This is a genomic window from Lachnospira pectinoschiza, from assembly GCF_020564355.1.
Lineage (GTDB): Bacteria > Bacillota > Clostridia > Lachnospirales > Lachnospiraceae > Lachnospira > Lachnospira intestinalis.
Map to the genome: position 1 here is coordinate 71,437 of NZ_JAJCRR010000001.1, position 22,168 is coordinate 93,604.

Genomic DNA, 22,168 nt, shown 5'->3' on the forward strand with positions numbered 1-22,168 from the left:
AGGCATCGCAGCAGTTCAGTCTTAAAGGTTGTTAATCAGGGAAATGTCTGCAGAATGGAGTTTACTATGAAAAAATGTTTGAAAAGGGTTATGGCACTTTTTATGACCTCATCACTACTGTTATCAGGGTGCGGTGCAGCAGAAAGTGCAGACGACCGGAAACAGGAAACAGAAGGTACAGAAACGGTAGAGCTTACGGTATGGGGAGAAAAAGATAATACAGCAACGCTTACAAAGATGATAGACAGTTTTAAAGAACAGTATAAGGGACAGGCGGATTTTAATATCACACTTGAAACACAGGCGGATTCAGGGGTAAGAGATGTGATGCTTACAGATGTCCACGGCGGGGCAGATGTATTTTCGTTCCCGGATGACCAGCTTATATCGCTTGTTGCAGGCGGGGTGCTGGTTCCGGTTCCTAATGCAGAAGAAGTGTCGGCAGAGAATATAAAAGAGTCAGTGGATGCTGCAACTCTTAATGGAAAATTATACGGATATCCAATGACGGCAGACAATGGATATTTTATGTATTATAATAAGGACTATTTTACGGAGGAGGATGTAAAGTCGTTGGATAAAATGCTTTCCGTAGCACAGGCAGCGGGAAAGAAAGTGGCGATGGAATTTAATTCGGGCTGGTATCTGTATTCTTTTTTTGGTAATACGGGTCTGAAACTGTCATTGAATGAAGACGGAGTGACAAATGCCTGTAACTGGAATGATACATCCGGTGATATAAGAGGTGTTGATATAGAAGAGGCGTTAAAAAGGATTACATCAAATGCCGGTTTTTTAAGCTGCCCGAATGGGGAAATTGCGGACAAGATGAAATCGGGAGAAGTAATAGCCGGTATCAGCGGTGTATGGGATGTTATGAATGCAAAAGAAGCGTGGGGAGCTGACTATGGAGCATGTAAACTGCCAGCTTATACATGCGCCGGAAGAGAAGTGCAGATGGCTTCATTTACGGGATATAAAATGATGGGTGTCAATGCCTATTCTAAAAATAAAGACTGGGCATGCAAGCTTGCAGACTGGATGACAAATGAAGAAAATCAGAAAATACGTTTTACAGAGCGTAATCAGGGACCGTCAAATATTAATGCAGCTGCTTCACCGGATATTAAAAAGGTAGCAGCAATACAGGCTGTAATTGACCAGTCAAAGTATGGTACACTCCAGAGGGTTGGAAATAGCTACTGGGATGCCTGTAAATCGTTTGCAGATACGATTCTTAGCGGAAACACAGGTGGTCTTTCGGAACAGGAGCTTATGGATGTGCTTGTAGACGGGATTACGGCGTCAACGGTAAAATAATAACCGGAAAAGCTGTTTTGGGATTACGCATAAGAAAAGAGGGTTTATATGAATAAAAAAAGAACAAGCCTGAAGGCGCTGATACTGGTGCCGGTATTTATATTAGGAATATTATCTGTACTGTCAAATGTTATGGCAGTTAATAATATAAGAAAGGTAAATCGGAATGCTTCACGTATTGCAGATGATTGCATGAACAGCATTTCCGAGCTTTCTGCCATTGAGAACGAAACACAGTCTATACATAAGCTGGGTTTGTCCCATATTATAGCAACGGACCTCAATACAATGATTTCCATTGTTGAAGAAATGCAGACAGAACAGGAAACGTTAGAGCAGGAGCTTGAAGATTACAGAAAATATGTAGAGCCGGAGGATGAAAGCTCCTATGAAACGGTTGTGTCCAATTATGAGACGATGAAGTATGAGCTTGGTAATCTGATGGCATACAGCGCACTTGGGAAAAATACCGAGGCTTATGCACTGGCAAATGGAGTTGTCAGTGAAAGCAGCATGGCAATTCAAAATGAAATTAATGTCATGAAGGAGCATGCGAACACTGCGGCATCTGATGCGCGAGAAAGACTATCGGATGTTTATCTGGGGGCATTGGTAAGCAATGGCATAATTATTGCTATTAGTGTCACGCTTCTTATGGTGGCGTTATACTGTGTAATACGTTTTGTGATTAAACCGATTCTTGCCACGAATAAGGACATTAGGGACATTATCAGCGGAATTGATAAAGGTGAAGGAGATCTGACTAGGAGAGTTGCTGTTTTGTCAAATGATGAAATTGCTGATCTTGGAAATGGTATTAATCTGTTTATGGATAAACTCCAGCAGATACTAAAGATGATTATCGAGAACACGAACCATATGGAGAATGTAGTACGTGAAGTAGGAGAAAGTGTTGCAACGTCAAATGACAGTGCAACAGATTTATCGGCGATGACAGAAGAGCTGTCGGCAACTATGCAGGATGTAGGACATTCAGTCAGCGTTATTAATAATAATACTGAAAATGTACGCGGTGATGTTGAGATGATAGCACACAAGTCCGACGAAATTAACGAATTCTCAAAAGAGATGAAGGCCAATGCGGATAAGATGGAGAGCGATGCAAGAAATAATATGGATAAAACCAATGAAACCATTGGAATTATATTAGAGGGACTTGGAAAGGCGATTGAAGACAGCCATAGTGTAGGACAGGTAACCAGCCTGACGGATGAAATTTTAAATATATCAAGCCAGACCAACCTGCTTGCATTAAATGCGAGCATTGAAGCAGCAAGAGCCGGCGAGGCAGGAAAAGGTTTTGCAGTTGTAGCGGATGAAATCCGCGGTCTGGCGGATTCAAGCCGTGAAACGGCAAACAGAATCCAGCAGATAAATTCCGTTGTTGTAGCAGCTGTCAATAATCTTTCGGATAATGCCAATGAGCTTGTGGGTTATATACAAAATGCCATATTACCGGAATTCGAAGCATTTGTGGAAAGCGGTGTAAAGTATAGGGATAATGCATCCTACATTGAAAATGCAATGCAGGAATTTACGGCAAAGACAGATATGTTAAAGAAAAATATCGATGAAATTGCATTGTCTATCAGTGCCATTACAACAGCAGTGGACGAAGGCGCAGAAGGAATTAATGGAGCTGCAAAAAGCACGCAGAATCTGGTTGAAGATATCGTAAATATCAGTGACAAAATGAATGAAAATAAAGTAATTGCACAGACATTGCAGAAAAGTACACATGTCTTTGCAAACTTCTAAAAAGAGTGTTCTCTGCGGTAATAGTCTTCTACAGGAAGTTTTATCGCAGAGAAAATAAAAAGTTGACTTGACAAATAAAGCGAGGTATAATATTATAGTTCTTGCGTAGAACGCAGGCTGTTGTAGCTCAGTGGCAGAGCACTTCATTGGTAATGAAGAGGTCGGGGGTCCGACTCCCCTCAACAGCTTTATAAAAAGAAAGAAAGACATTGAGCGGATTTTACAAAGTAGTCTGTTCAATGTCTTTTTGTATATTATTTTTGTATTTTATATGAAATAACCGTTGCCTGTACTCCTATAGATGTGGTATTATAACAACGTGTGGTTTTTGGGAAAACAAAAATTTTCCTACAGGCACGATGAATACGTTTTATGCAGGCTGGTAAGAATCAGCGGAATGGAGGAAACTATGGTAAAAGCTATTGTTGGCGCGAACTGGGGTGACGAAGGTAAGGGTAAGATTACAGATATGCTTGCTGAGGAGTCAGATATTGTCGTAAGATTCCAGGGAGGAAGCAACGCAGGACATACAATTATTAACGATTATGGTAAGTTTGCACTGCATTTGCTGCCATCAGGTGTTTTCTATAATCATACAACAAGCATTATCGGTAACGGTGTTGCTTTAAATATACCTTATCTGGTAAACGAATTAAAAAGTCTTACAGACAGAAATGTTCCGATGCCTAAGATTTTAGTGTCAGACAGAGCACAGATTCTTATGCCGTACCATGTGGATTTTGATACCTATGAAGAAGCAAGACTTGCAGGAAAGTCTTTCGGTTCTACAAAATCCGGTATTGCACCATTCTATTCAGATAAATACGCGAAAATCGGTTTTCAGGTGAGCGAGCTTTTTGAAGAAAAAGACAAGCTGATGGAAAAAATTGAAAATGTCGTAACTTTAAAAAATGTGATGTTAGAGCATCTTTATCATAAGCCGTTACTTAACGCGGAAGATATTTACAATACATTAATGGAATATAAAGAAATGATTAAGCCGTATGTAACAGACACTTCCGCATATCTGCATCAGGCATTAAAGGAAGGCAAGAAGGTTTTATTGGAAGGACAGCTTGGTTCTTTAAAAGACCCTGACCACGGTATTTACCCGATGGTTACATCTTCTTCCACATTAGCACCTTACGGCGCAATCGGCGCAGGTATTCCGGCAAGCTCCATTCAGGATGTTGTAACGGTTGTTAAGGCTTATTCATCAGCAGTCGGTGCCGGTGCATTTGTCAGTGAAATCTTCGGAGAAGAAGCGGACGAATTAAGAAAGCGCGGCGGTGATGGCGGTGAATTCGGTGCGACAACAGGACGACCAAGACGTATGGGATGGTTTGATGCCGTTGCAACACGTTATGGTGTCAGAATGCAGGGAACAACAGAAGTTGCATTGACTGTTATTGATGTATTAGGTTATTTAGATGAAATCCCGATGTGTGTCGGCTATGAAATTGACGGTAAGGTGACAAAGGATTTCCCGACAACTGCACAGCTTGAAAAAGCAAAGCCGGTATTAAAGACATTCCCAGGCTGGAAGTCAGACATCAGAGGTATTACAAAGTATGAAGACCTTCCGGAAGCATGTAGAAATTATATCGAAGCCATTGAACAGGAAATTGAAGCACCGATTACAATGGTATCAAACGGACCGGGAAGACATGAAATTATTCACAGAGTAAGCAGTTATTCAAAGTAAAATAAATTGCAAAAAGGGGCTGTCACATGAAGAAATATGAAAATATTTCAACCGTGTGACAGCCGTATCCTTTTAATCGTCGGATTTGTGGGAGAGAATGCGGTATACGAGCATCATGGCATAAATCACGATTGGAAAGATAATATCCGTAAAAATCAGACCGTTAAACAGTGTACGGGCAGAATCTGTATTGATAAAAGCTGTAATCAGTGTTACAAGCAGTAAAAGTCCCCATGCAATGACAGCAGTGAGTGCGGCAATGCGTTTGATTTTTTTCATTGTATCATCCTTTCTAGGTAATTATGATTTATTTAGTGTAACATAAAGTGAAAGAGAAAAAAAGAAGTCATTCAGAATATGAAATGGTGGAATGGAGATTATTATGATAAAAAATGTTTTAGAGTATCTGGAGCAGTCTGCGGCAAAATCGCCGGATAAAACAGCGGTGGCAGATGAACATAATGCCTTTACCTATCAGGAACTGCTGGACAATGCGCAGAGAGTGGGTGCGGTACTGCAAAAGGAAACACAGGTGCGTACCGCAGTTCCGGTTTATATGGAAAAGAGCTGTAATGCATTGGCAGCATTTATGGGAGCGGCAAAGGCAGGTTGCTTTTACTGCCTGTTAGACCCGGCACAGCCTGTAGAACGTATCCAGATGATTCTTGCAACACTGGGTGCAGAAATTATGATTATAGATGAAAAGTCTGCAAAGAAGCAGGAAAAGTTAGGATTTTCCGGCAAAGTATTAAAGATTGAAGAATTACTGGAACATACACCGGACGAAAAAGAAATGAAGCAGCTTGATATCATCCGTGAAAATGCGCTGGATATTGATCCACTGTATTCGATTTTTACTTCCGGCTCAACCGGTGTGCCAAAGGGGGTTATTGTAAACCACCGTTCAGTTATTGACTTTATTGACTGCTTTACAGATACGTTCCACATTACGGAAAATGATGTCATCGGCAATCAGGCGCCGTTTGACTTTGACGTATCGGTAAAGGATATTTATTCAACCTTAAAGACTGGTGCAACGATGCAGATTATTCCAAAGAAGCTGTTTTCATTTCCGATGCCGCTGATGGATTATCTGGACGACAGAAAGGTGACAACCCTGATCTGGGCGGTATCGGCACTCTGTATTGTAACGACCTTAAAAGGCTTTGACTATAAAAGACCGGGGTGCATTAACAAAGTTATTTTCTCCGGAGAGGTTATGCCGGTGAAGCACTTAAATATCTGGCGAGAAACGTATCCGGAAGCCATGTTTGTCAATGTGTACGGTCCGACAGAAATTACCTGTAACTGCACCTATTACATCGTAGACCGTGAGTTTGCACTCGATGAAACACTGCCAATGGGAAAAGCGTTTCCGAATGAACGCGTCTTTTTATTAGATGACAATGACAATCTGATTACGCCGGATATGCCGGATACAACCGGTGAAATTTGTGTATCGGGTACGGCGGTGACACTTGGATATTATAATAACAGGGAAAAGACGGATCAGGCATTTGTACAGAATCCGTTAAATGACAAATACAACGAAATTATTTACCGTACAGGTGATTTGGGCTATTACAGCAAGGCGGGCGAGCTTTATTTTTCATCACGCAAGGATTTTCAGATTAAGCATATGGGACACCGCATTGAGCTGGGTGAAATTGATATGGCAATCAACGCGGTGGAAGGCTGCGTGCGTGCCTGCTGTATCTTTGACAAAGACAACAATAAGATTATCGGATTCTATGAAGGAACACCGGATAAGAAGACGATTACCCATGAGCTGATGAAAAAGCTTCCAAAGTTTATGATTCCGCAGGAATTTGTTCAGGTGGCATCCATGCCGGTTACAAAAAACGGTAAGATTGACAGAAATGCCTTGATGGAGGGAAGAAAAAATGCTTGAGATTGCTAAAATTGTAGAACTGGCAAAGGAACATGCCACGCCGATGTATCTTTTTGATTTGGACGAATTACAGTCCAGAGTACAGGCAATGAAAGAAATTTTAGGAGAAGACATCCGGCTTTGTTATGCGATGAAAGCCAATCCGTTTCTGGTAGACAGCATGAAGCAGGCAGTTCACAAGTTTGAAGTCTGTTCACCCGGAGAATTTGCAATCTGTGAAAGAGAGCAGGTCGCAATGGCTGATATTGTACTTTCGGGTGTCAATAAAGAAAAAGCAGATATTCTTCATGTGATGAAGGACTGCGGCGGCGTGGGTGTGTATACAATCGAATCCCGTACCCAGTTAGAACTGCTTCAGGCATGCGCAAAAGAAACGAATCTGACAATCCGCGCACTGATCCGCGTGACAAGCGGCAACCAGTTCGGTGTTGACGAATCAGAACTGGAAGATATTATTGCAAACCGCACACAGTACCCGAATATTGACTTTTACGGTATCCAGTGTTATACAGGCACGCAGAAGAAAAAGATGAAACAGATTGAAGAAGAACTGACACATTTAGACGGATTGTGCGACAGCCTGAAAGAAAAGTACGGCTGGATGGCAAAGGAATTCGAATACGGACCGGGGCTTTTAGTTTCTTACTTCGGAGAAGAAGCATTAAATGACGGATTTGACGAATTAAAGGAATTCGCGGCGCTTCTTGCACCAATCCGCGGCAAATATGAAATTACGCTTGAAATGGGACGTTTTATCGCAGCTTCCTGTGGTGTGTTTGTTTCATCGGTAGTGGATTTAAAGACGAATAAAGAGCAGAATTACTGTATTATTGACGGCGGAATCAACCATATTAATTACTATGGTCAGACCATGGCAATGAAGATTCCGGCATATACTTATGTAAAGGCAGACGGCAGCATAACGGCAGGCTTTGACATGGCAGCACGCAGGAAGCTTGCACAAGCCGGAGCAACCGAGAAATGGACAATCTGCGGCTCACTGTGTACGGTCGGTGATGTCATTGTAAAAAATCTGCCGGTAGTAAAGCCTGAAATCGGGGATCTGATACTATTCTATAATATCGGTGCATATTCTGTGACAGAGGGAATTTACCTGTTTTTAAGCAGAAGAATGCCAAAGATTGTGGCGTACTCAAAAAAGGAAAAAGCCGTTGTATACAGAGATGTCCTGGCATCGGACACAATAAATTCACGGATGAGCCTGGTACGGAAATAAAAAAGGTACTTGACGAACATAGTGATGTGTTGTATTTTAAATTCGATACAGACAGCAGGTCTGTAAAAAAAGGAATGAATTTGAAAACAGAAAGGTTAGGTTTTACAGATGGATCAGTTAATGGAAATTTTAACAGAGGTTAATGCAGATGTAGATTTTGAAACATGTGATACACTTATTGATGACGGGATTTTAGATTCTTTTGATATTGTATCTATTGTTGGTGAATTAAACGATACATTTGATATCGATATCACACCGGCAGATATTGTTCCGGAAAATTTCAATTCTGCAGAAGCAATGTGGGATATGATTCAGAGACTTCAGGATCTTTAAGATTAATTTTATTTGATATCTTGAAAATGTGTGTTATAATATTGATATAGGAGCAGTTCAAGGGTATTTTTAAGGAAGGTGGTTTGTATGTCATCTATTTCATTTTATAATTCAGAGTCCATTAATATGCTGCTTTCATCCGGTTTAACGACCAGAAAAAGCAACAGTATTTTTGGCAGTCAGGGTTACGCATTTTCAGGGATTGATTTATCCACATTATCATCAATCCGGAATGGCTCTTATCACAAGCTGTTAAAGTCTTATTATGAAAAAGAGGACAATGACGGCACAACGGCGGATAGGACCAATAAGAAAGACACAACGACGGATACGGCATCACAGAAGTTAAACGGCGCAGCAGTCCGTGATAAAGCGGCCGATGTGGTGGATTCCGTATCTGATTTAAAGAAGACGGCACTCTGGGAGAAAAAGAGTGTAACGGATAAAGAAGGCAATACCACAAAGGAATATGATACCGATGCAATTTATAAAGCTGTATCAGACTTTGTTTCCAATTATAATTCGCTGGTAGAAAAGACGGGTAAGTCTGACGATAACAGCGTATTAAGAAATGCATCTTCTATGGTAAGCTATACAAAGGCAAATCAGTCATTGTTGAAGAGTATAGGCATTACAATCGGAAGTGACAATAAGCTGTCTGTAGATGCAGAAAAGTTCAAACAGTCAGATATGGCAGTTGTAAAATCTACATTTACAGGAAGCAGTTCTTTTGGACAGACTGTATCAAGAAGTGCTTCATCGCTTTACTCATCTGCTGTTTCGCAGATTGCAAAGCTGGATTCAGCGACAACATATTCAAGCACGGGTTCATATTCTTATGTAACCAGTGCAACCTATAACAAATACTTATAATACACGAGAGGCAGGAAAAAGATAAGCATGGCATTACTTGAAACATGGCGTAAGTTAGCATATGAAACAGAGATGAATCAGAATCAGGCGACGGAATTCTGGAACAGTTATTTTGTACAGGAAAAGGCAATTTATGAGCAGATTCTTGCAACACCGGATGCACCGGTATCCGGCACAGTAAAAGAACTGGCTGATAAGTTTGGTGTAGAAGTATTAATGATGACAGGATTCCTTGATGGTATCAATGACAGTTTAAAGAATCCGAATCCGATTGAAACAATGGAAGAAGATACGGCGGTCAGTCTTGATTACGATAAGGAAAAGCTTTACTATAACATGGTTGGCTGCAAGGCAGACTGGTTATATGAGCTTCCTGCATGGGACAATCTTCTTTCAGAAGAAGAAAGAAAGGCACTTTACAAGAAGCAGAAGCTTTCAGGAACAGTTGTCAAGGCAAAGAAAATCGGAAGAAATGATCCATGTCCTTGCGGCAGCGGCAAAAAGTACAAGAAGTGCTGTGGAAAGAATGCGTAATAGCAGGTAATACAGAAAAGCGGAATGCGGGATTGTTGTGTGAAAGCATATCAGTTCCGCATTTTTAAAATGGAGGGATACAATGCAGGCATATACAGGATTTGCGTATGTTTATGATGAATATATGGATAATATTCCTTATGAGGAATGGTGTGAATATTTAGTGGAGCGGTTAAAGGAACAGGGCGTTACACCGGATATGGAAATTGCTGATTTAGGCTGCGGAACGGGTACGGTGACACAGCTTTTAGATAAGGCGGGATACAGTTGTGTCGGTATTGACAATGCGCCGGATATGCTTACGATTGCCGCAGAAAAACTCTATGAGAGCGGACAGGAAATCGTCTATAGTTTACAGGATATGCGCGATTTTGAACTGCCGTATGAAGTTGATGCCATGGTGAGCATTGCGGATTCCATGAATTATATTACCAGCAAAGAGGATATTACATCGGTTTTTGAGTGCGTAAAAAAAGGCTTAAAGCCGGGTGGTGTATTTATCTTTGATTTAAAGACGATTCATTTTTTCAGGGATGTCCTTGCGGAAAATACGTATGCGGAAAACCGTGACGATTCTGCCTTTATCTGGGATAACTACTATGATGAGGAAACACGCAATAACGAATATGACCTTGCGGTGTTTATCAAAAATGAAGATGAAAGCTTTATCCGTTACGAGGAAAATCATTTCCAGCATGGATTTTATATGGAAGAAGTACTGGAAGCGGCAGAAACGGCAGGCTTGGAAGTTGAAGCCGTCTATGATGCATTTACAACCGATGCACCGAAGGAAGACAGTGAGAGGTTATACTACATATTAAGACGCCGGTGCGCAGCACGGAGCAATTCGTAGGCGGCTTAGTTGGGGCTTTTGCCTCAACATCAAAAAGTTAATAATAAGAGGAGAATAGTGTGAAAAATAACGCTGATGCGCTTATTTTTCACACGGCTATTTGTTTCTGAGCGAAAACAAATAGCCATGATTGCAGATGAGAAATCGCCTGCGCGAATTTCTCATCGCAACTTCGCGACAAAGTCGCTCAGAAATGAGGATTATAATGAAAGATTATATTGTAAGAGCGATTGCGGCAGACGGACAGATTCGTGCTTTTGCTGCAACGACAAAAAATATGGTAGAAGAAGCGCGTACCCGTCACAATATGAGTCCGATTGCGACAACGGCACTGGGCAGACTGATGACAGGCGGTGCAATGATGGGAACAATGATGAAAAGTGATGCGGACGTGCTTACCATTCAGATTAAGGGTAACGGTCCTATCGGACAGATGACCGTGACTGCCGATGCAAAGGGCAGGGTGAAAGGATTTGTGGCAAATCCTGAGGTCATGCTTCCGTTAAAGGACGGTAAGTTAGATGTAGCAGGAGCAGTTGGAATCGGTGTGTTAAGTGTTATTAAAGACATCGGTTTAAAAGAACCGTATGTCGGTGATACAATTTTAATTACCAGTGAAATTGCAGATGATTTAACATACTATTTTGCAACGAGTGAACAGGTGCCATCTTCTGTCGGACTGGGTGTGCTGATGAATAAGGACAACACTGTGCATGAAGCAGGCGGATTTATTATCCAGCTGATGCCGGATGCAACCGAAGAACTCATTGACAAGCTCGAACAGCGTATTAAGGAAATTACTTCCGTTACGGAAATGTTAGAGCAGGGCATGACACCGGAAGAAATTTTAAATCACATTTTAGGGGATATGAACCTTGAAATTTTAGATACTGTACCGACGGAATTTTACTGCAACTGTTCAAAAGACAGAGTCAGTAAAGCAGTTATGAGTATCGGTGCAGAAGAATTACAGAAGATGATTGATGATGACAAGCCGATTGAAGTCAACTGTCATTTCTGCAACAGCCACTATACCTTTACAGTGGAAGAATTAAAGCAGATGTTAGAAGCGGTGCGCAGATAAAAAGTAATAGAAATGAGGAGAAACTTGAAGAATATTATTTTGATAGGAATGCCCGGAAGCGGTAAAAGTACCATTGGGGTTGTGCTGGCAAAAAAGATGGGATACCAATTTATCGATTCGGATATTGTAATTCAGCAAAAGTACGCAAAGACCTTGGAACAGTTGATTGATGAACACTCAGATGCAGGATTTATTCAGATTGAAAATGATGTGAATAAAGAAATTAAAGCGGAACGTACAGTCATTGCTACCGGTGGCAGCGTGGTGTACGGCAGGGAAGCCATGGAACATTTTAAAAAGACCGGTGTAGTTGTATACTTAAAAGTGCCGGAAGAAGAATTAAAAAAACGTCTTGGCAGCTTAAAAGAACGCGGTGTGGTTTCAAACGGCAAGGCAACGATTGCAGAGATTTTTGAAGATAGAAAGGCATTGTATGAGCAGTATGCGGACATTACCGTGACCTGTGCAAATGAAATGCTTCGTTATTCTGTAGAAGATGTTTATGCAAAAATCAACGCGTATTTTGCTGAAAACTACGTTACAAAAGAATAAAAATATGGTATCATAGTCAGGGACATACGTGAGTAGTGTGAAAAAGCCTTAAATCAAAGCTTTTTCACACAGCATTTGTGCCGCAGGCGTCACAAAGTCGCTTTTTATCGCAGAGCCTGATAAAATCAGGCTCGCGGTTCCTCCGGCATTAAAATGCCTGCGGAATACGTGAGTAGCAGGGAAGGAGACATCCGATGATCAATATTTTTAAGACAGAGCAGTCGGTTATCCGCACAATTGATGCATTTGAAGACGGCGCATGGGTACAGATGGTTGATCCGAGTGTACAGGAATTGAATAAAGTTTCGGAAGCATATGATATTGAAGTCAGTGACCTTGCGACTGCATTGGATGAGGAAGAAAGTTCACGTATCAGTCTGGAAGACGGCTATACCTTGATTTTAGTGGATATTCCGTCCCCGGAAGTCCGCCATGAAAAGAAAATGTATACAACAATTCCACTCGGTATCCTGATTAAGCAGAATGCGATTATTACAATCTGCAAAGAGGATACACCGGTGTTACAGTATTTTATCCGTAACAAAGTACGGGAGTTCAGTACTAAGAAAAAGATGCGTTTTATTTATCAGCTGCTGCTGCGCTCAGCAGCGCTGTATCAGGCGTATCTGCGTGGAATTGATAAGAAACGTATTGAAATAGAAGAACGCATTGACGGCGATACACAGGATGTTGATATCATTGAACTGCATGAACTGGAATCCACACTGGTATACTTTGCAACGTCCCTGCGTTCAAACAGTATCGTACTGGAACGTCTGCGCCGGTACAAAAGACTGGAACAGTACCCGGAAGATATGGAACTGCTTGAAGATGTTATGGTCGAGTACCAGCAGGCGATAGAGATGACCGCTATTTACAGGGATATTATTGATGGTACAAGGGAACTGTTATCATCAGTGGTTGATAACAGGCTGAATAATGTCATGAAATATCTGACATCGATTACGATTGTCATGGCGATACCGACAATTATTTCCGGCATTTACGGAATGAATGTATCGGGCGTTGGTATGCCGCTGGCATCGTCACCGTATGGGTTTGGCATTATTTGCGTGCTGATACTGCTTATCTGTGTAGCGGCGTTGTGGATTTTAAAAAGGAAGAAAATGTTATGAGTCAGGAATTAGAACAGGAAACGGCAAAAAAGAAGATTCAGACGGTTATTTTCGATTTGGACGGTACACTGTTAAATACGATTGAAGATTTAACGGATAGTGTCAATGCAGTCTGTACGCAGTATGGCTATCCGGTATATCCGGTTGAAACAATAAAAAGTTATGTTGGAAACGGTATCAGAAAGCTGATTGAGCGTGCAATTCCGCAGGGGGCAGAGAATCCACAGTACGAAGGAGTTTATGAATCATTCTGTGCATATTATCAGAAGCATTGCCGGGTTAAGACAAGGCCGTATGACGGAATTTTAACCATGCTTGATACGTTAAAGGCGCAGGGGATTGCAGTCGGCATTGTATCCAATAAGAATCACAACGCGGTTGTGGAATTAAGGGATACCTTTTTTAAAGATGTGATACCGGCAGCAATCGGACAGAGTGATACCACAAGAAAAAAGCCTGCACCGGATACGGTGTATGAAGCGATGAAACAGCTTGGCGCGCAAAAGGAAACAACCGTTTATATCGGGGATTCCGAAGTGGATAAGCAGACCGCAGATAATGCGGGGCTGCCGTGTATTCTGGTCAGCTGGGGTTTCAGGGAACGTACAGCATTGGAAAAGCTGGGAGCATGGGGAATTGCAGATACTCCTCAGCAGATTCTTGAAAAAATAGTATAAAGTGAAACAGGTAGTGGAGAAGAAGATGAAATCAATATTAGTGATTGGAGTAGGAAAGTTTGGACATCATCTGGTAAATAAGCTTTTGGAGCTGGATAATGAAGTTATGATTATAGATTCCAATGAAGACCATATCCGGGATATGTTTACAAAAGTAAACAGTGCCAGGGTGGGGGACTGTACCAATGTTGAAGTTTTAAAAAGCCTTGGAATCCGTAATTTCGACGTGATTATTGTCTGTATTGCAGAAGATTTCCAGAATAGTCTGGAAGTGACAAATCTTGTAAAAGAGTTGGGCGGCAGACATGTTATCAGTATGGCAAGCCGCGATATTCAGGCGAAGTTCCTGTTGAAAAACGGTGCGGACGAGGTACTGTATCCGGCACGTGACGTGGCATATAATCTTGCTGAAAAATGCAGCGCAAATCATGTATTTGATTATATCAAAATGACCGATGAGTATTCCATTTATGAAATACCGATTATTGAAAGCTGGGCAGGAAAGACAATCCGTGAAGTAAATGTCAGGGCAGAATATAATGTTAATATTATTGCGATAGTGTCCGGCGGGGAAACACTTATTATGCCGTCTGCCGAATATGAATTTCAAAAAGGAGATCACATTAAAGCGCTTGGCAAAAAAGAATGTATTGATAAAATAGTGAAAGAAATTCATTAAAAAAGCTGTCTGGGAATGCCCATCAACATTCTCAGACAGCTTTTTAGTACACCTTGCGGCACACGTCAATTATTTATAAATTTCCTGCCAGCGGGATACCATCTCTAAAGCATCAGACTCGGAAGAAACTTTTGTTACAATGACACCGTCAAGATAAATTTCATATACTGGAAATTTTTTCTGACTGTCACCATGACAGACCTCTACTTTGTTATACTTTACACGTTCCATCAGGGTAAAAACCTCCTCAAAGTAAATTAATGTAGCTGCTGTGATTCCGGACTTAACAACATCTAGAAGTTTAGCATATTAGAAAACAAAATGAAAGTCACAAAATGCAAATGGTACTAAAGGATTATTTGTGAAAAAATAGAAAGGTAAACGTAAGAAAAATGAAGCTGATTCATTGTGCAGACATTCATCTGGACTCGGCGCTCGCTACCAGTCTTACAAGGCAGGAAGCACGGCGGCGCAACGATGAGCTGTTTGAAACATTTATAAAAATGATGGACTATGCGCAGCGGGAGAAGGTGCGTGCAGTCCTTGTAGCCGGAGATTTATTTGACAGTGAAAATGGGCGGGAAGCCGTCAGAAAAAAGGTACTTGAAGCGGTGGCGGCACATCCGCAGGTGGATTTTTTAGTGCTTTCCGGCAACCATGACGGGGAACAGCTTTTTAATACAGTCCCGGACAGTGGTTTCAATATGACCCTGAATGGAAATTCACTGCCAAAGAATCTTAAATTGTTTCCGGGAGCTGGAAAGGCATACCGTTACGGAAATGTGGTGATTACAGGCTTAAACAGTTTAAAACTGCCGTCAAATCTGCATTTAAAACCGGAAGATACCAATATTGTCATGATGCACGGACAGATTGACCGGTTCGGCAGTTTTGCCGGGAGAAATATAGATTATCTGGCACTGGGGCATATCCACAAATATAAAAAGGGAAGCATTGACAGCCGCGGGGTATACTGTTACAGTGGCTGTCTGGAGGCACGTGGTTTTGATGAATGTGGGGAAAAGGGATTTGTCCTGCTGGATACCGCAGCGGCAGTAAGCGGCAGTGCCGGAAGCGGCACAGAAAACATCGCGGCAGAAAGCCCGAAATGTGGCACGGCGCGTAAGATAGCAGCTCGTTTTGTGCCTTTTGCCAAAAGAAAGGCGTGGGAAATCACAGTGGACTGTACGGATATTGTGACGACACCGCAGTTATATGAAATGGTAAAAACGCAGATTGCAAAGAGGGCATTGGAAGAACAGACAGAGCCGGCAGACAGCCAGGATATGATACGGGTGGTTCTTACCGGTGCAAAGCAGTCACAGGCGGCATATGATATGGATTATATCAAAAAATATCTGGAACAGGAGTATTACCTGGTGCGGCTTAAAGATGAAACCGGCAGTGTGCGGGAAGAGAGCGGATTTGAAGCGTATCTGGAAAAATATATCATGGACAGTGATGAAACAGAGGATATGAAGCAGGAGATACTGGCATGTGTAAAAGCAGCGCTGTCGCAGAACTGAAATAAATTCGGTTCTCGATTCCTCCGGAAAGGCGAAGAAGATGAAGATTCAGGAGTGTTATGTGGAAAATTTTGGCGGGCTGAGTGGGTATCATTTCTGCCCGGAAGAACCGTTGGAGTATCTGTGTGCGCCAAACGGCAGCGGTAAAACGACATTTGCAGCATTTGTGTGCGCCATGTTTTACGGGCTTGGTTCAGCAAGAACCCGTAAAAATTTAGAAGAAGTACCGCGTAAAAAGTATAAGCCGTGGCAGCAGGGAACATGGGGCGGATGGATTCGTTTTGCAGCAGGCACAAAGCAGTACCGGATTGAACGAACCTTTTCGGAAAAGGAGCGGGAGGATACTTTTGCGCTGATTGATTTAGATACCGGAATGGTATCACAGGATTACACGGAAAATATCGGCGAAGAACTGTTTGGCATGACAAAAGCGACGTATCAGGCAACAGCATTTATGAGCTGGAATCATATGCGGGTAGAAGTCAATGAAAATATGCGTATCGGCTTTTTTGACGGTACGCAGGATACGGGATTGTTAAAAAGCAAACAGGCAGCCGCTGCAATTGAAGCGGAGTACAGGGAATACAAAAAAACGGGAAACCGCGGGGAGCTTGCGCAGGTTACGGAAGAATTAAACCGTCTTTCCATGCAGGAGTGGGAGCTTGAAAGGCAGAGGAAGCAGTTGTCAGAGCAGAAAATGCCACTATCTTTACAGACGGAAAATACAGGGGCAGACATACAGGCGGAAATGCCTGGCAGTAGTACAACCGGACTTACGGCGGAGGAAGAAGAACGGCTGGCATTTTTAGACGACTATTTTGCAGCCGGTTTAAACCACACAGACGGATGGGAAGAAAATCTTATAAAACTCCGGGAACAAAAAAGGGAGTGCAGATCAAAAATCCGGCAGGCAAAAAGACTTTCCGTCGCGGCGGTTTTTCTGGCAGCGGCAGGGGTTATACTCGGTATTTTATCAATGGCAGTGCTGCAGAAGCAGCCGGCGGCTGTCTTTGGCGGGCTGGCTGGAATTGCCGGTGTGGCATTGTTTTTTTTGCTGCGAAGGCGCACGGCACAGTATAAAGAGCAGCTTGAAGGATTAAACGGTGCAGAAGAAAAGGAACGCACCGGCGCTGCCTATGCAAAAGAGTATCAGACCCTTTCACAAAAGGAAGAGTTTTATAAGCAGATACATCATGCTTTTCAAGAACAGCAGCGGGAAGAAAAGTGTAAAATGCTGGAGAAGCAGCAGATACAGGTTTTACAGAAAAAACGGCAGACCGGACAACAGAAAAAGCAGATAGAACAGCGTATGGAGGTGCTTGAAAAGAGCATGCAGTATCTTACAGAGGCAAAGCAGGCATATATCAGTCATATGGCAAAAGATTTATCAGAACCTTTTTATGCGTATCTGTCCGCATTTGATGAAGAACTGGGCAGGAAAGTGCAGTTAAACGACACCTATGAAATTGGAATTGTTGACCATGGAATTCTGCGGCAAATGGATTATTACAGCAGCGGAATCAAAGACGTTATCTGGTTTTGTGAGCGTATGGCATTTATACAGAGGCTTTCTGTAAAAGAAAAACCGGTGATTGTTCTTGATGATATCTTTCTGGCACTGGATAATCAAATGCAGAAAAAAGCATTTAATATGATTGGAAGAATTTCACAGGATTTCCAGATAATATATTTATCCTGCCATGAATATGCTGTACTATAAAAAGTAAATGGGAAATATGCTTGTTAAAAATGACGGCATGAAGTATAATTAATTTAGATTTTTTGTGCTTGTTGTCACATGGGGGTTATTAAAGGAGTTCGTAGGTATGCAGGAATCAAAAGATGTTTTAAATTATGAAAAAATGCATAGCATAGATAAAAGACGTGCTGCCATTGACAGCAGATACCGTGCATTTGTTACGAATAAGGCGTTTACGGATTATTTTGAATATGAGCATTTTTATACAATTACTGATTTTGTGCATCCGGATGAGGTCGGACGGTTAAAGAAGTTTATCGATGAATTTGCGGGAGATACGCAGGAACAGGTTTTCCGCTTCCGTTTTAAAGATGGCAGTTACCGTTACAATCTCTTACGGCTGCTTTGCAAAAAGACAGGAATGGACGGCTTGGATAATATTGACATTGAGATGATTGATGTACAGAGCATAGAAGCGGTCATTGAACATTTGACATCGGATGTATCAAGACTGCGCATGTTTCTTGGCATGACACAGGAGTATGCATTTTCCTATAACCGTTCAGACAATATCATCTGTATTTTCCGGTATGAGCAGTATCAGAAGGTTACCATTTATAAGATGGATATTGATGAATGGAAACAGGAGATGATTGATAAATCGTATATTGATCCGGAAGAGTATTCGCTGTTTGTGACGATGGTCAGCGATATTAAATCCTATGTGCAGTCGTTTAAGATTAAGATGAATTCGTGTCTGAGAACGCAGAGTAATATTATGGAACGGCTCTGCTTCTGCGGCAATCTTTTTAACGGTGCAGGTCATGAACGAATGATGGTCGGCAGAATTATACCGGAAGATACCATCGCCCAGCAGAAGGCAATTGAAGTCATTGATGAGTTGCACTATGATTCGCTTACCAAAGTCTATAATAAAAAGACGATTACGGATTATGCCAAAAAGACACTGGCAAAAGCAAAAGAAACCCGGGTGACACTGGTAATTCTGGATATAGACCATTTTAAATCCGTCAATGATACCTATGGACATCTCTACGGTGATAAGGTGCTTTCAAGAGTCGGGTATAAGTTAAAAGAGATTGTCGGGGACGACGGCGTCGTAGGACGTATTGGTGGCGATGAATTTTTAATTGTAATAGATAATATTAATGATGATCAGATTCTGCGGGGAATGCTGCGTGCGATCCGTACCCAGATTAAATGGGAATTTGCAGGGGATTTTGAGGATTTTGCCATTACCTGCTCTATCGGTGCATCAATTGCACCAAATAATGGAAAAGAATTTGAGGATTTGTTCAAAAAAGCGGATTACTGCTTGTATATTGCCAAAGAAAAAGGCAGGGACCGGTATGTATTTTTCCGTGATGAGCTGCACCGTAAGTCATATGAAGAATCAATTACGCGTGTACAGCATGTGGGTACAAATGGCAGAGAAATTCAGGAATTAAAGGCAATTGCGAAATTTATGTCCGATGTGACAGAAAATCAGGCATTGGCATACCGGGAGATTCTGCAGCATATGCTTGAATCGTATCAGCTGGATACCATTAATATTTATTATGGAGAAAATTTATCAAGAGTTTATACAGTGGGGTTTGAACAGAACTATTCGGACAATGCACAGTATGTAAAGACACAAGAATTTAAACAACTGTTAGAGGAAAAGGATTATATGGAAACGAGCTTTGTTGCCGGCATGTTTAACAGTGCACCACAGTTTTGTGCCGCCATGAAGCAGAAAAGAGTTTTTTCAACCATCCAGTGTATTATCGGGACACCGGATGATATCAAGGGGCTTGTCACTTTTGATAAATGCAAAGAATCCGGGACATGGGCAGACTATCAGATTGATTGTGCCCGTATATTTGCATCATTTTTAAGCATGCAGGCAATGGGAATCCGGAAGAAGTAAGGAACAGTTTAACAACTATTTCTTCACTATATGTTGTGTGCTTGCATTGACTTGATATGCTAGATATAGTATAATTCGTCTTGCCCGTGAGAGCGGGCAGGACTTTTTTAACGCAATTTTGTGAGAAAAGGAAAGGATTGGAAAAATGAAAATTATTAAGCGTAGCGGAACAGAAGTTACATTTGATATTGCAAAGATTATGGCAGCTGTTTCAAAGGCAAATAAAGAAGTTGTACACAGTGAAAGACTTTCAGATGAGCAGATCAAAAAAATTTCTGTGAATGTAGAAGAAATCTGTCAGGAGATGAACCGCTCTTTAAGCGTAGAAGAAATTCAGGATCTGGTGGAAAACCAGATTATGAATCTGAGAGCATTTGCAGTGGCAAGAAAATATATTACGTATCGTTATAAAAGAGCGCTGGTACGTAAATCCAATTCAACAGATGAACAGATTTTAAGCCTGTTAGAATGTAATAATGAAGAAGTCAAACAGGAAAATTCCAATAAAAATCCGACTGTTAACAGCGTTCAGAGAGATTATATGGCAGGTGAGGTCAGCAAAGACATAACAAAGCGTCTGCTCCTGCCGCAGGATATTGTAGATGCCCATGAACAGGGACTGATTCATTTCCATGATGCAGATTATTTTGCACAGCATATGCACAACTGTTGTCTGGTAAATCTGGAAGATATGCTGCAAAATGGTACGGTTATCAGTGAAACCATGATTGAAAAGCCACACAGCTTTTCAACGGCATGCAATATTGCAACACAGGCAATTGCACAGATTGCAAGTTCCCAGTACGGCGGACAGAGTATCAGTCTTGCCCATCTTGCACCGTTTGTACAGGTCAGCCGGGAAAAATTTATCAAGCAGGTTCGTGAAGAATTTGACAAAGTGGGTCTGGCATACACCGAAGAAAAGGTGCGTGAGGTTGCGGAATTAAGAGTGCGTGATGAGATTAAACGCGGCGTGCAGATGATTCAGTATCAGGTTATTACACTGATGACAACCAACGGACAGGCACCGTTTGTGACGGTGTTTATGTATCTGGACGAAGTGCCGGAGGGTCAGACAAGAGATGACCTTGCGATGGTTACGGAGGAAGTACTCCGCCAGAGAATCCAGGGGGTTAAAAATGAAAAGGGTGTATGGATTACACCGGCATTTCCAAAGCTTATTTATGTGCTGGAGGAAGATAATATCCATGAGGATTCAAAATACTGGAACCTGACACAGCTGGCGGCGGAATGTACTGCAAAGAGAATGGTTCCGGATTACATTTCCGAAAAGAAGATGAAGGAATTAAAGGTTGATAAAAACGGTGAAGGACACTGCTATCCGTGTATGGGCTGCCGAAGCTTTTTAACACCTTATATTGATGAAGAAACCGGTAAGCCAAAGTATTATGGCAGATTTAATCAGGGTGTTGTAACAATTAATCTGGTTGACGTGGCATGCTCATCAGGCAAAGACATGGACAAGTTCTGGAAGATTTTTGATGACAGACTGGAACTTTGTAAGCGTGCGCTGATGTGCAGACATTACAGATTAAAGGGTACGCCGTCTGATGTTGCACCGATTTTATGGCAGAATGGTGCACTTGCACGTTTAAAGAAGGGTGAAACAATTGATAAGCTGCTCTATGGCGGGTATTCTACCATTTCATTAGGATATGCCGGTCTTTGTGAGTGTACAAAATATATGGTCGGTGTTACCCATACACAGCCGGAAGGTACAGAGTTTGCCTTAAAAGTAATGCGTCATCTGAATGAAATTTGTAAGAAATGGGCAAAAGAAACGAATATTGATTTCAGTCTGTATGGTACACCGCTGGAATCGACAACATATAAATTTGCAAAGAATCTGCAGAAACGATTTGGTAAGATTCCGGGTGTAACCGATAAGAATTATATTACAAACAGCTATCATGTACATGTAACGGAAGATATTAATGCATTTGACAAGCTGAAATTTGAATCACAGTTCCAGGAGCTTTCACCGGGTGGCGCAATCAGCTATGTGGAAGTGCCGGATATGGTTGATAATATCCCGGCGGTATTGTCTGTCATGCAGTATATTTATGAGAATATTATGTATGCGGAATTAAATACCAAGAGCGATTACTGCCAGGTATGCGGCTACAATGGGGAAATCCGGATTGTAACCGATGAAGACGGCAAACTTATCTGGGAATGCCCAAACTGCGGCAACAGAAATCAGGATAAGATGAATGTTGCAAGAAGAACCTGCGGTTATATCGGCACGCAGTTCTGGAATCAGGGACGTACACAGGAAATTAAGGAACGTGTACTGCATCTGTAAGAACAAA

At 41.7% G+C, this 22,168-nt stretch carries 20 protein-coding genes and 1 tRNA gene; 19 read left to right on the forward strand and 2 right to left on the reverse strand.

The features are described from left to right. Positions 1-66: 66 nt before the first annotated feature. The 4 genes from LI288_RS00460 to LI288_RS00475 all read left to right on the forward strand — a co-directional run bounded on the left by LI288_RS00460 (position 67) and on the right by LI288_RS00475 (position 4,804). The gene (locus LI288_RS00460; protein ID WP_227089088.1) at positions 67-1,320 is read left to right on the forward strand and encodes an extracellular solute-binding protein; all 1,254 of its coding nucleotides are present in this window, start codon (positions 67-69) and stop codon (positions 1,318-1,320) included. Positions 1,321-1,368: 48 nt separating this feature from the next. Beyond that, positions 1,369-3,099, forward strand: coding sequence for a methyl-accepting chemotaxis protein (locus LI288_RS00465; protein ID WP_227089089.1), 1,731 nt, complete (start codon positions 1,369-1,371; stop codon positions 3,097-3,099). Positions 3,100-3,215: 116 nt separating this feature from the next. Then, positions 3,216-3,287 (forward strand) — tRNA-Thr (locus LI288_RS00470). Between the two features lie 221 nt (positions 3,288-3,508). Beyond that, positions 3,509-4,804, forward strand: a complete 1,296-nt coding sequence (locus tag LI288_RS00475; protein WP_227089090.1) for an adenylosuccinate synthase — start codon at positions 3,509-3,511, stop codon at positions 4,802-4,804. Between the two features lie 72 nt (positions 4,805-4,876). Here the strand turns inward: LI288_RS00475 and LI288_RS00480 are convergent, their stop codons facing one another. Beyond that, complete coding sequence (locus LI288_RS00480; protein WP_022433020.1) at positions 4,877-5,083, reverse strand: hypothetical protein; 207 nt, start codon at positions 5,081-5,083, stop codon at positions 4,877-4,879. A gap of 103 nt (positions 5,084-5,186) precedes the next feature. Between LI288_RS00480 and LI288_RS00485 the strand changes: the two genes are divergently transcribed. From LI288_RS00485 to LI288_RS00535, 11 genes are all read left to right on the forward strand, one after another. Continuing rightward, complete coding sequence (locus LI288_RS00485; RefSeq protein WP_227089091.1) at positions 5,187-6,716, forward strand: amino acid adenylation domain-containing protein; 1,530 nt, start codon at positions 5,187-5,189, stop codon at positions 6,714-6,716. Beyond that, on the forward strand, positions 6,709-7,953 hold the full coding sequence (locus tag LI288_RS00490; protein WP_022433018.1) for an alanine racemase: 1,245 nt from the start codon (positions 6,709-6,711) through the stop codon (positions 7,951-7,953). Before LI288_RS00485 ends, LI288_RS00490 begins: the two co-directional genes overlap by 8 nt. A gap of 108 nt (positions 7,954-8,061) precedes the next feature. Further along, positions 8,062-8,289, forward strand: a complete 228-nt coding sequence (locus tag LI288_RS00495) for a phosphopantetheine-binding protein (RefSeq protein ID WP_022433017.1) — start codon at positions 8,062-8,064, stop codon at positions 8,287-8,289. 87 nt (positions 8,290-8,376) lie between these two features. Beyond that, positions 8,377-9,162, forward strand: coding sequence for a hypothetical protein (locus tag LI288_RS00500; RefSeq protein WP_022433016.1), 786 nt, complete (start codon positions 8,377-8,379; stop codon positions 9,160-9,162). A 27-nt stretch (positions 9,163-9,189) separates the two neighbouring features. Further along, on the forward strand, positions 9,190-9,696 hold the full coding sequence (locus tag LI288_RS00505) for an SEC-C metal-binding domain-containing protein (protein WP_022433015.1): 507 nt from the start codon (positions 9,190-9,192) through the stop codon (positions 9,694-9,696). Between the two features lie 82 nt (positions 9,697-9,778). Further along, positions 9,779-10,549, forward strand: coding sequence for a class I SAM-dependent DNA methyltransferase (locus tag LI288_RS00510; RefSeq protein WP_227089092.1), 771 nt, complete (start codon positions 9,779-9,781; stop codon positions 10,547-10,549). Positions 10,550-10,754: 205 nt separating this feature from the next. Further along, positions 10,755-11,633 (forward strand): Hsp33 family molecular chaperone HslO, encoded by an 879-nt coding sequence (gene hslO, locus LI288_RS00515; protein WP_227089093.1) that lies wholly within the window; start codon positions 10,755-10,757, stop codon positions 11,631-11,633. A 24-nt stretch (positions 11,634-11,657) separates the two neighbouring features. Next, positions 11,658-12,185 (forward strand): shikimate kinase, encoded by a 528-nt coding sequence (locus LI288_RS00520; protein ID WP_227089094.1) that lies wholly within the window; start codon positions 11,658-11,660, stop codon positions 12,183-12,185. A 194-nt stretch (positions 12,186-12,379) separates the two neighbouring features. Further along, positions 12,380-13,321, forward strand: coding sequence for a magnesium transporter CorA family protein (locus tag LI288_RS00525; protein ID WP_022433011.1), 942 nt, complete (start codon positions 12,380-12,382; stop codon positions 13,319-13,321). Then, a complete protein-coding gene (locus LI288_RS00530) occupies positions 13,318-13,998 on the forward strand; it encodes an HAD family hydrolase (RefSeq protein ID WP_022433010.1) in 681 nt (226 codons plus the stop codon). Before LI288_RS00525 ends, LI288_RS00530 begins: the two co-directional genes overlap by 4 nt. Positions 13,999-14,023: 25 nt before the next feature. Then, on the forward strand, positions 14,024-14,677 hold the full coding sequence (locus tag LI288_RS00535; protein ID WP_022433009.1) for a potassium channel family protein: 654 nt from the start codon (positions 14,024-14,026) through the stop codon (positions 14,675-14,677). Positions 14,678-14,746: 69 nt separating this feature from the next. Here LI288_RS00535 and LI288_RS00540 read toward each other — a convergent pair whose 3' ends face one another. Further along, positions 14,747-14,908 (reverse strand): hypothetical protein, encoded by a 162-nt coding sequence (locus LI288_RS00540; RefSeq protein WP_022433008.1) that lies wholly within the window; start codon positions 14,906-14,908, stop codon positions 14,747-14,749. A 161-nt stretch (positions 14,909-15,069) separates the two neighbouring features. On the opposite strand from LI288_RS00540, the gene LI288_RS00545 reads away from it, so the two are divergent. From LI288_RS00545 to nrdD, 4 genes are all read left to right on the forward strand, one after another. Further along, positions 15,070-16,203: a metallophosphoesterase family protein gene (locus LI288_RS00545; protein ID WP_227089095.1), complete on the forward strand. Its 1,134-nt coding sequence runs from the start codon at positions 15,070-15,072 to the stop codon at positions 16,201-16,203. 40 nt (positions 16,204-16,243) lie between these two features. Continuing rightward, positions 16,244-17,923, forward strand: a complete 1,680-nt coding sequence (locus LI288_RS00550; RefSeq protein ID WP_227089096.1) for an ATP-binding protein — start codon at positions 16,244-16,246, stop codon at positions 17,921-17,923. 106 nt (positions 17,924-18,029) lie between these two features. Beyond that, a complete protein-coding gene (locus tag LI288_RS00555; RefSeq protein ID WP_022433005.1) occupies positions 18,030-19,835 on the forward strand; it encodes a sensor domain-containing diguanylate cyclase in 1,806 nt (601 codons plus the stop codon). A 145-nt stretch (positions 19,836-19,980) separates the two neighbouring features. Further along, positions 19,981-22,161: an anaerobic ribonucleoside-triphosphate reductase gene (gene nrdD, locus LI288_RS00560; RefSeq protein ID WP_022433004.1), complete on the forward strand. Its 2,181-nt coding sequence runs from the start codon at positions 19,981-19,983 to the stop codon at positions 22,159-22,161. The last annotated feature ends 7 nt before the right edge of the window (positions 22,162-22,168 follow it).

What these genes read in the sequence shown, in the direction of transcription:
- LI288_RS00510 (WP_227089092.1), top strand. Translation starts at nt 9,779, where the DNA reads ATGCAGGCATATACAGGATTTGCGTATGTTTATGATGAATATATGGAT.
- hslO (WP_227089093.1), top strand. Translation starts at nt 10,755, where the DNA reads ATGAAAGATTATATTGTAAGAGCGATTGCGGCAGACGGACAGATTCGT.
- LI288_RS00555 (WP_022433005.1), top strand. Translation starts at nt 18,030, where the DNA reads ATGCAGGAATCAAAAGATGTTTTAAATTATGAAAAAATGCATAGCATA.
- LI288_RS00490 (WP_022433018.1), top strand. Translation starts at nt 6,709, where the DNA reads ATGCTTGAGATTGCTAAAATTGTAGAACTGGCAAAGGAACATGCCACG.
- LI288_RS00535 (WP_022433009.1), top strand. Translation starts at nt 14,024, where the DNA reads ATGAAATCAATATTAGTGATTGGAGTAGGAAAGTTTGGACATCATCTG.
- LI288_RS00485 (WP_227089091.1), top strand. Translation starts at nt 5,187, where the DNA reads ATGATAAAAAATGTTTTAGAGTATCTGGAGCAGTCTGCGGCAAAATCG.
- nrdD (WP_022433004.1), top strand. Translation starts at nt 19,981, where the DNA reads ATGAAAATTATTAAGCGTAGCGGAACAGAAGTTACATTTGATATTGCA.
- LI288_RS00530 (WP_022433010.1), top strand. Translation starts at nt 13,318, where the DNA reads ATGAGTCAGGAATTAGAACAGGAAACGGCAAAAAAGAAGATTCAGACG.
- LI288_RS00540 (WP_022433008.1), bottom strand. Translation starts at nt 14,908, where the DNA reads ATGGAACGTGTAAAGTATAACAAAGTAGAGGTCTGTCATGGTGACAGT.
- LI288_RS00460 (WP_227089088.1), top strand. Translation starts at nt 67, where the DNA reads ATGAAAAAATGTTTGAAAAGGGTTATGGCACTTTTTATGACCTCATCA.
- LI288_RS00525 (WP_022433011.1), top strand. Translation starts at nt 12,380, where the DNA reads ATGATCAATATTTTTAAGACAGAGCAGTCGGTTATCCGCACAATTGAT.
- LI288_RS00465 (WP_227089089.1), top strand. Translation starts at nt 1,369, where the DNA reads ATGAATAAAAAAAGAACAAGCCTGAAGGCGCTGATACTGGTGCCGGTA.
- LI288_RS00500 (WP_022433016.1), top strand. Translation starts at nt 8,377, where the DNA reads ATGTCATCTATTTCATTTTATAATTCAGAGTCCATTAATATGCTGCTT.
- LI288_RS00545 (WP_227089095.1), top strand. Translation starts at nt 15,070, where the DNA reads ATGAAGCTGATTCATTGTGCAGACATTCATCTGGACTCGGCGCTCGCT.
- LI288_RS00480 (WP_022433020.1), bottom strand. Translation starts at nt 5,083, where the DNA reads ATGAAAAAAATCAAACGCATTGCCGCACTCACTGCTGTCATTGCATGG.
- LI288_RS00475 (WP_227089090.1), top strand. Translation starts at nt 3,509, where the DNA reads ATGGTAAAAGCTATTGTTGGCGCGAACTGGGGTGACGAAGGTAAGGGT.
- LI288_RS00505 (WP_022433015.1), top strand. Translation starts at nt 9,190, where the DNA reads ATGGCATTACTTGAAACATGGCGTAAGTTAGCATATGAAACAGAGATG.
- LI288_RS00495 (WP_022433017.1), top strand. Translation starts at nt 8,062, where the DNA reads ATGGATCAGTTAATGGAAATTTTAACAGAGGTTAATGCAGATGTAGAT.
- LI288_RS00550 (WP_227089096.1), top strand. Translation starts at nt 16,244, where the DNA reads ATGAAGATTCAGGAGTGTTATGTGGAAAATTTTGGCGGGCTGAGTGGG.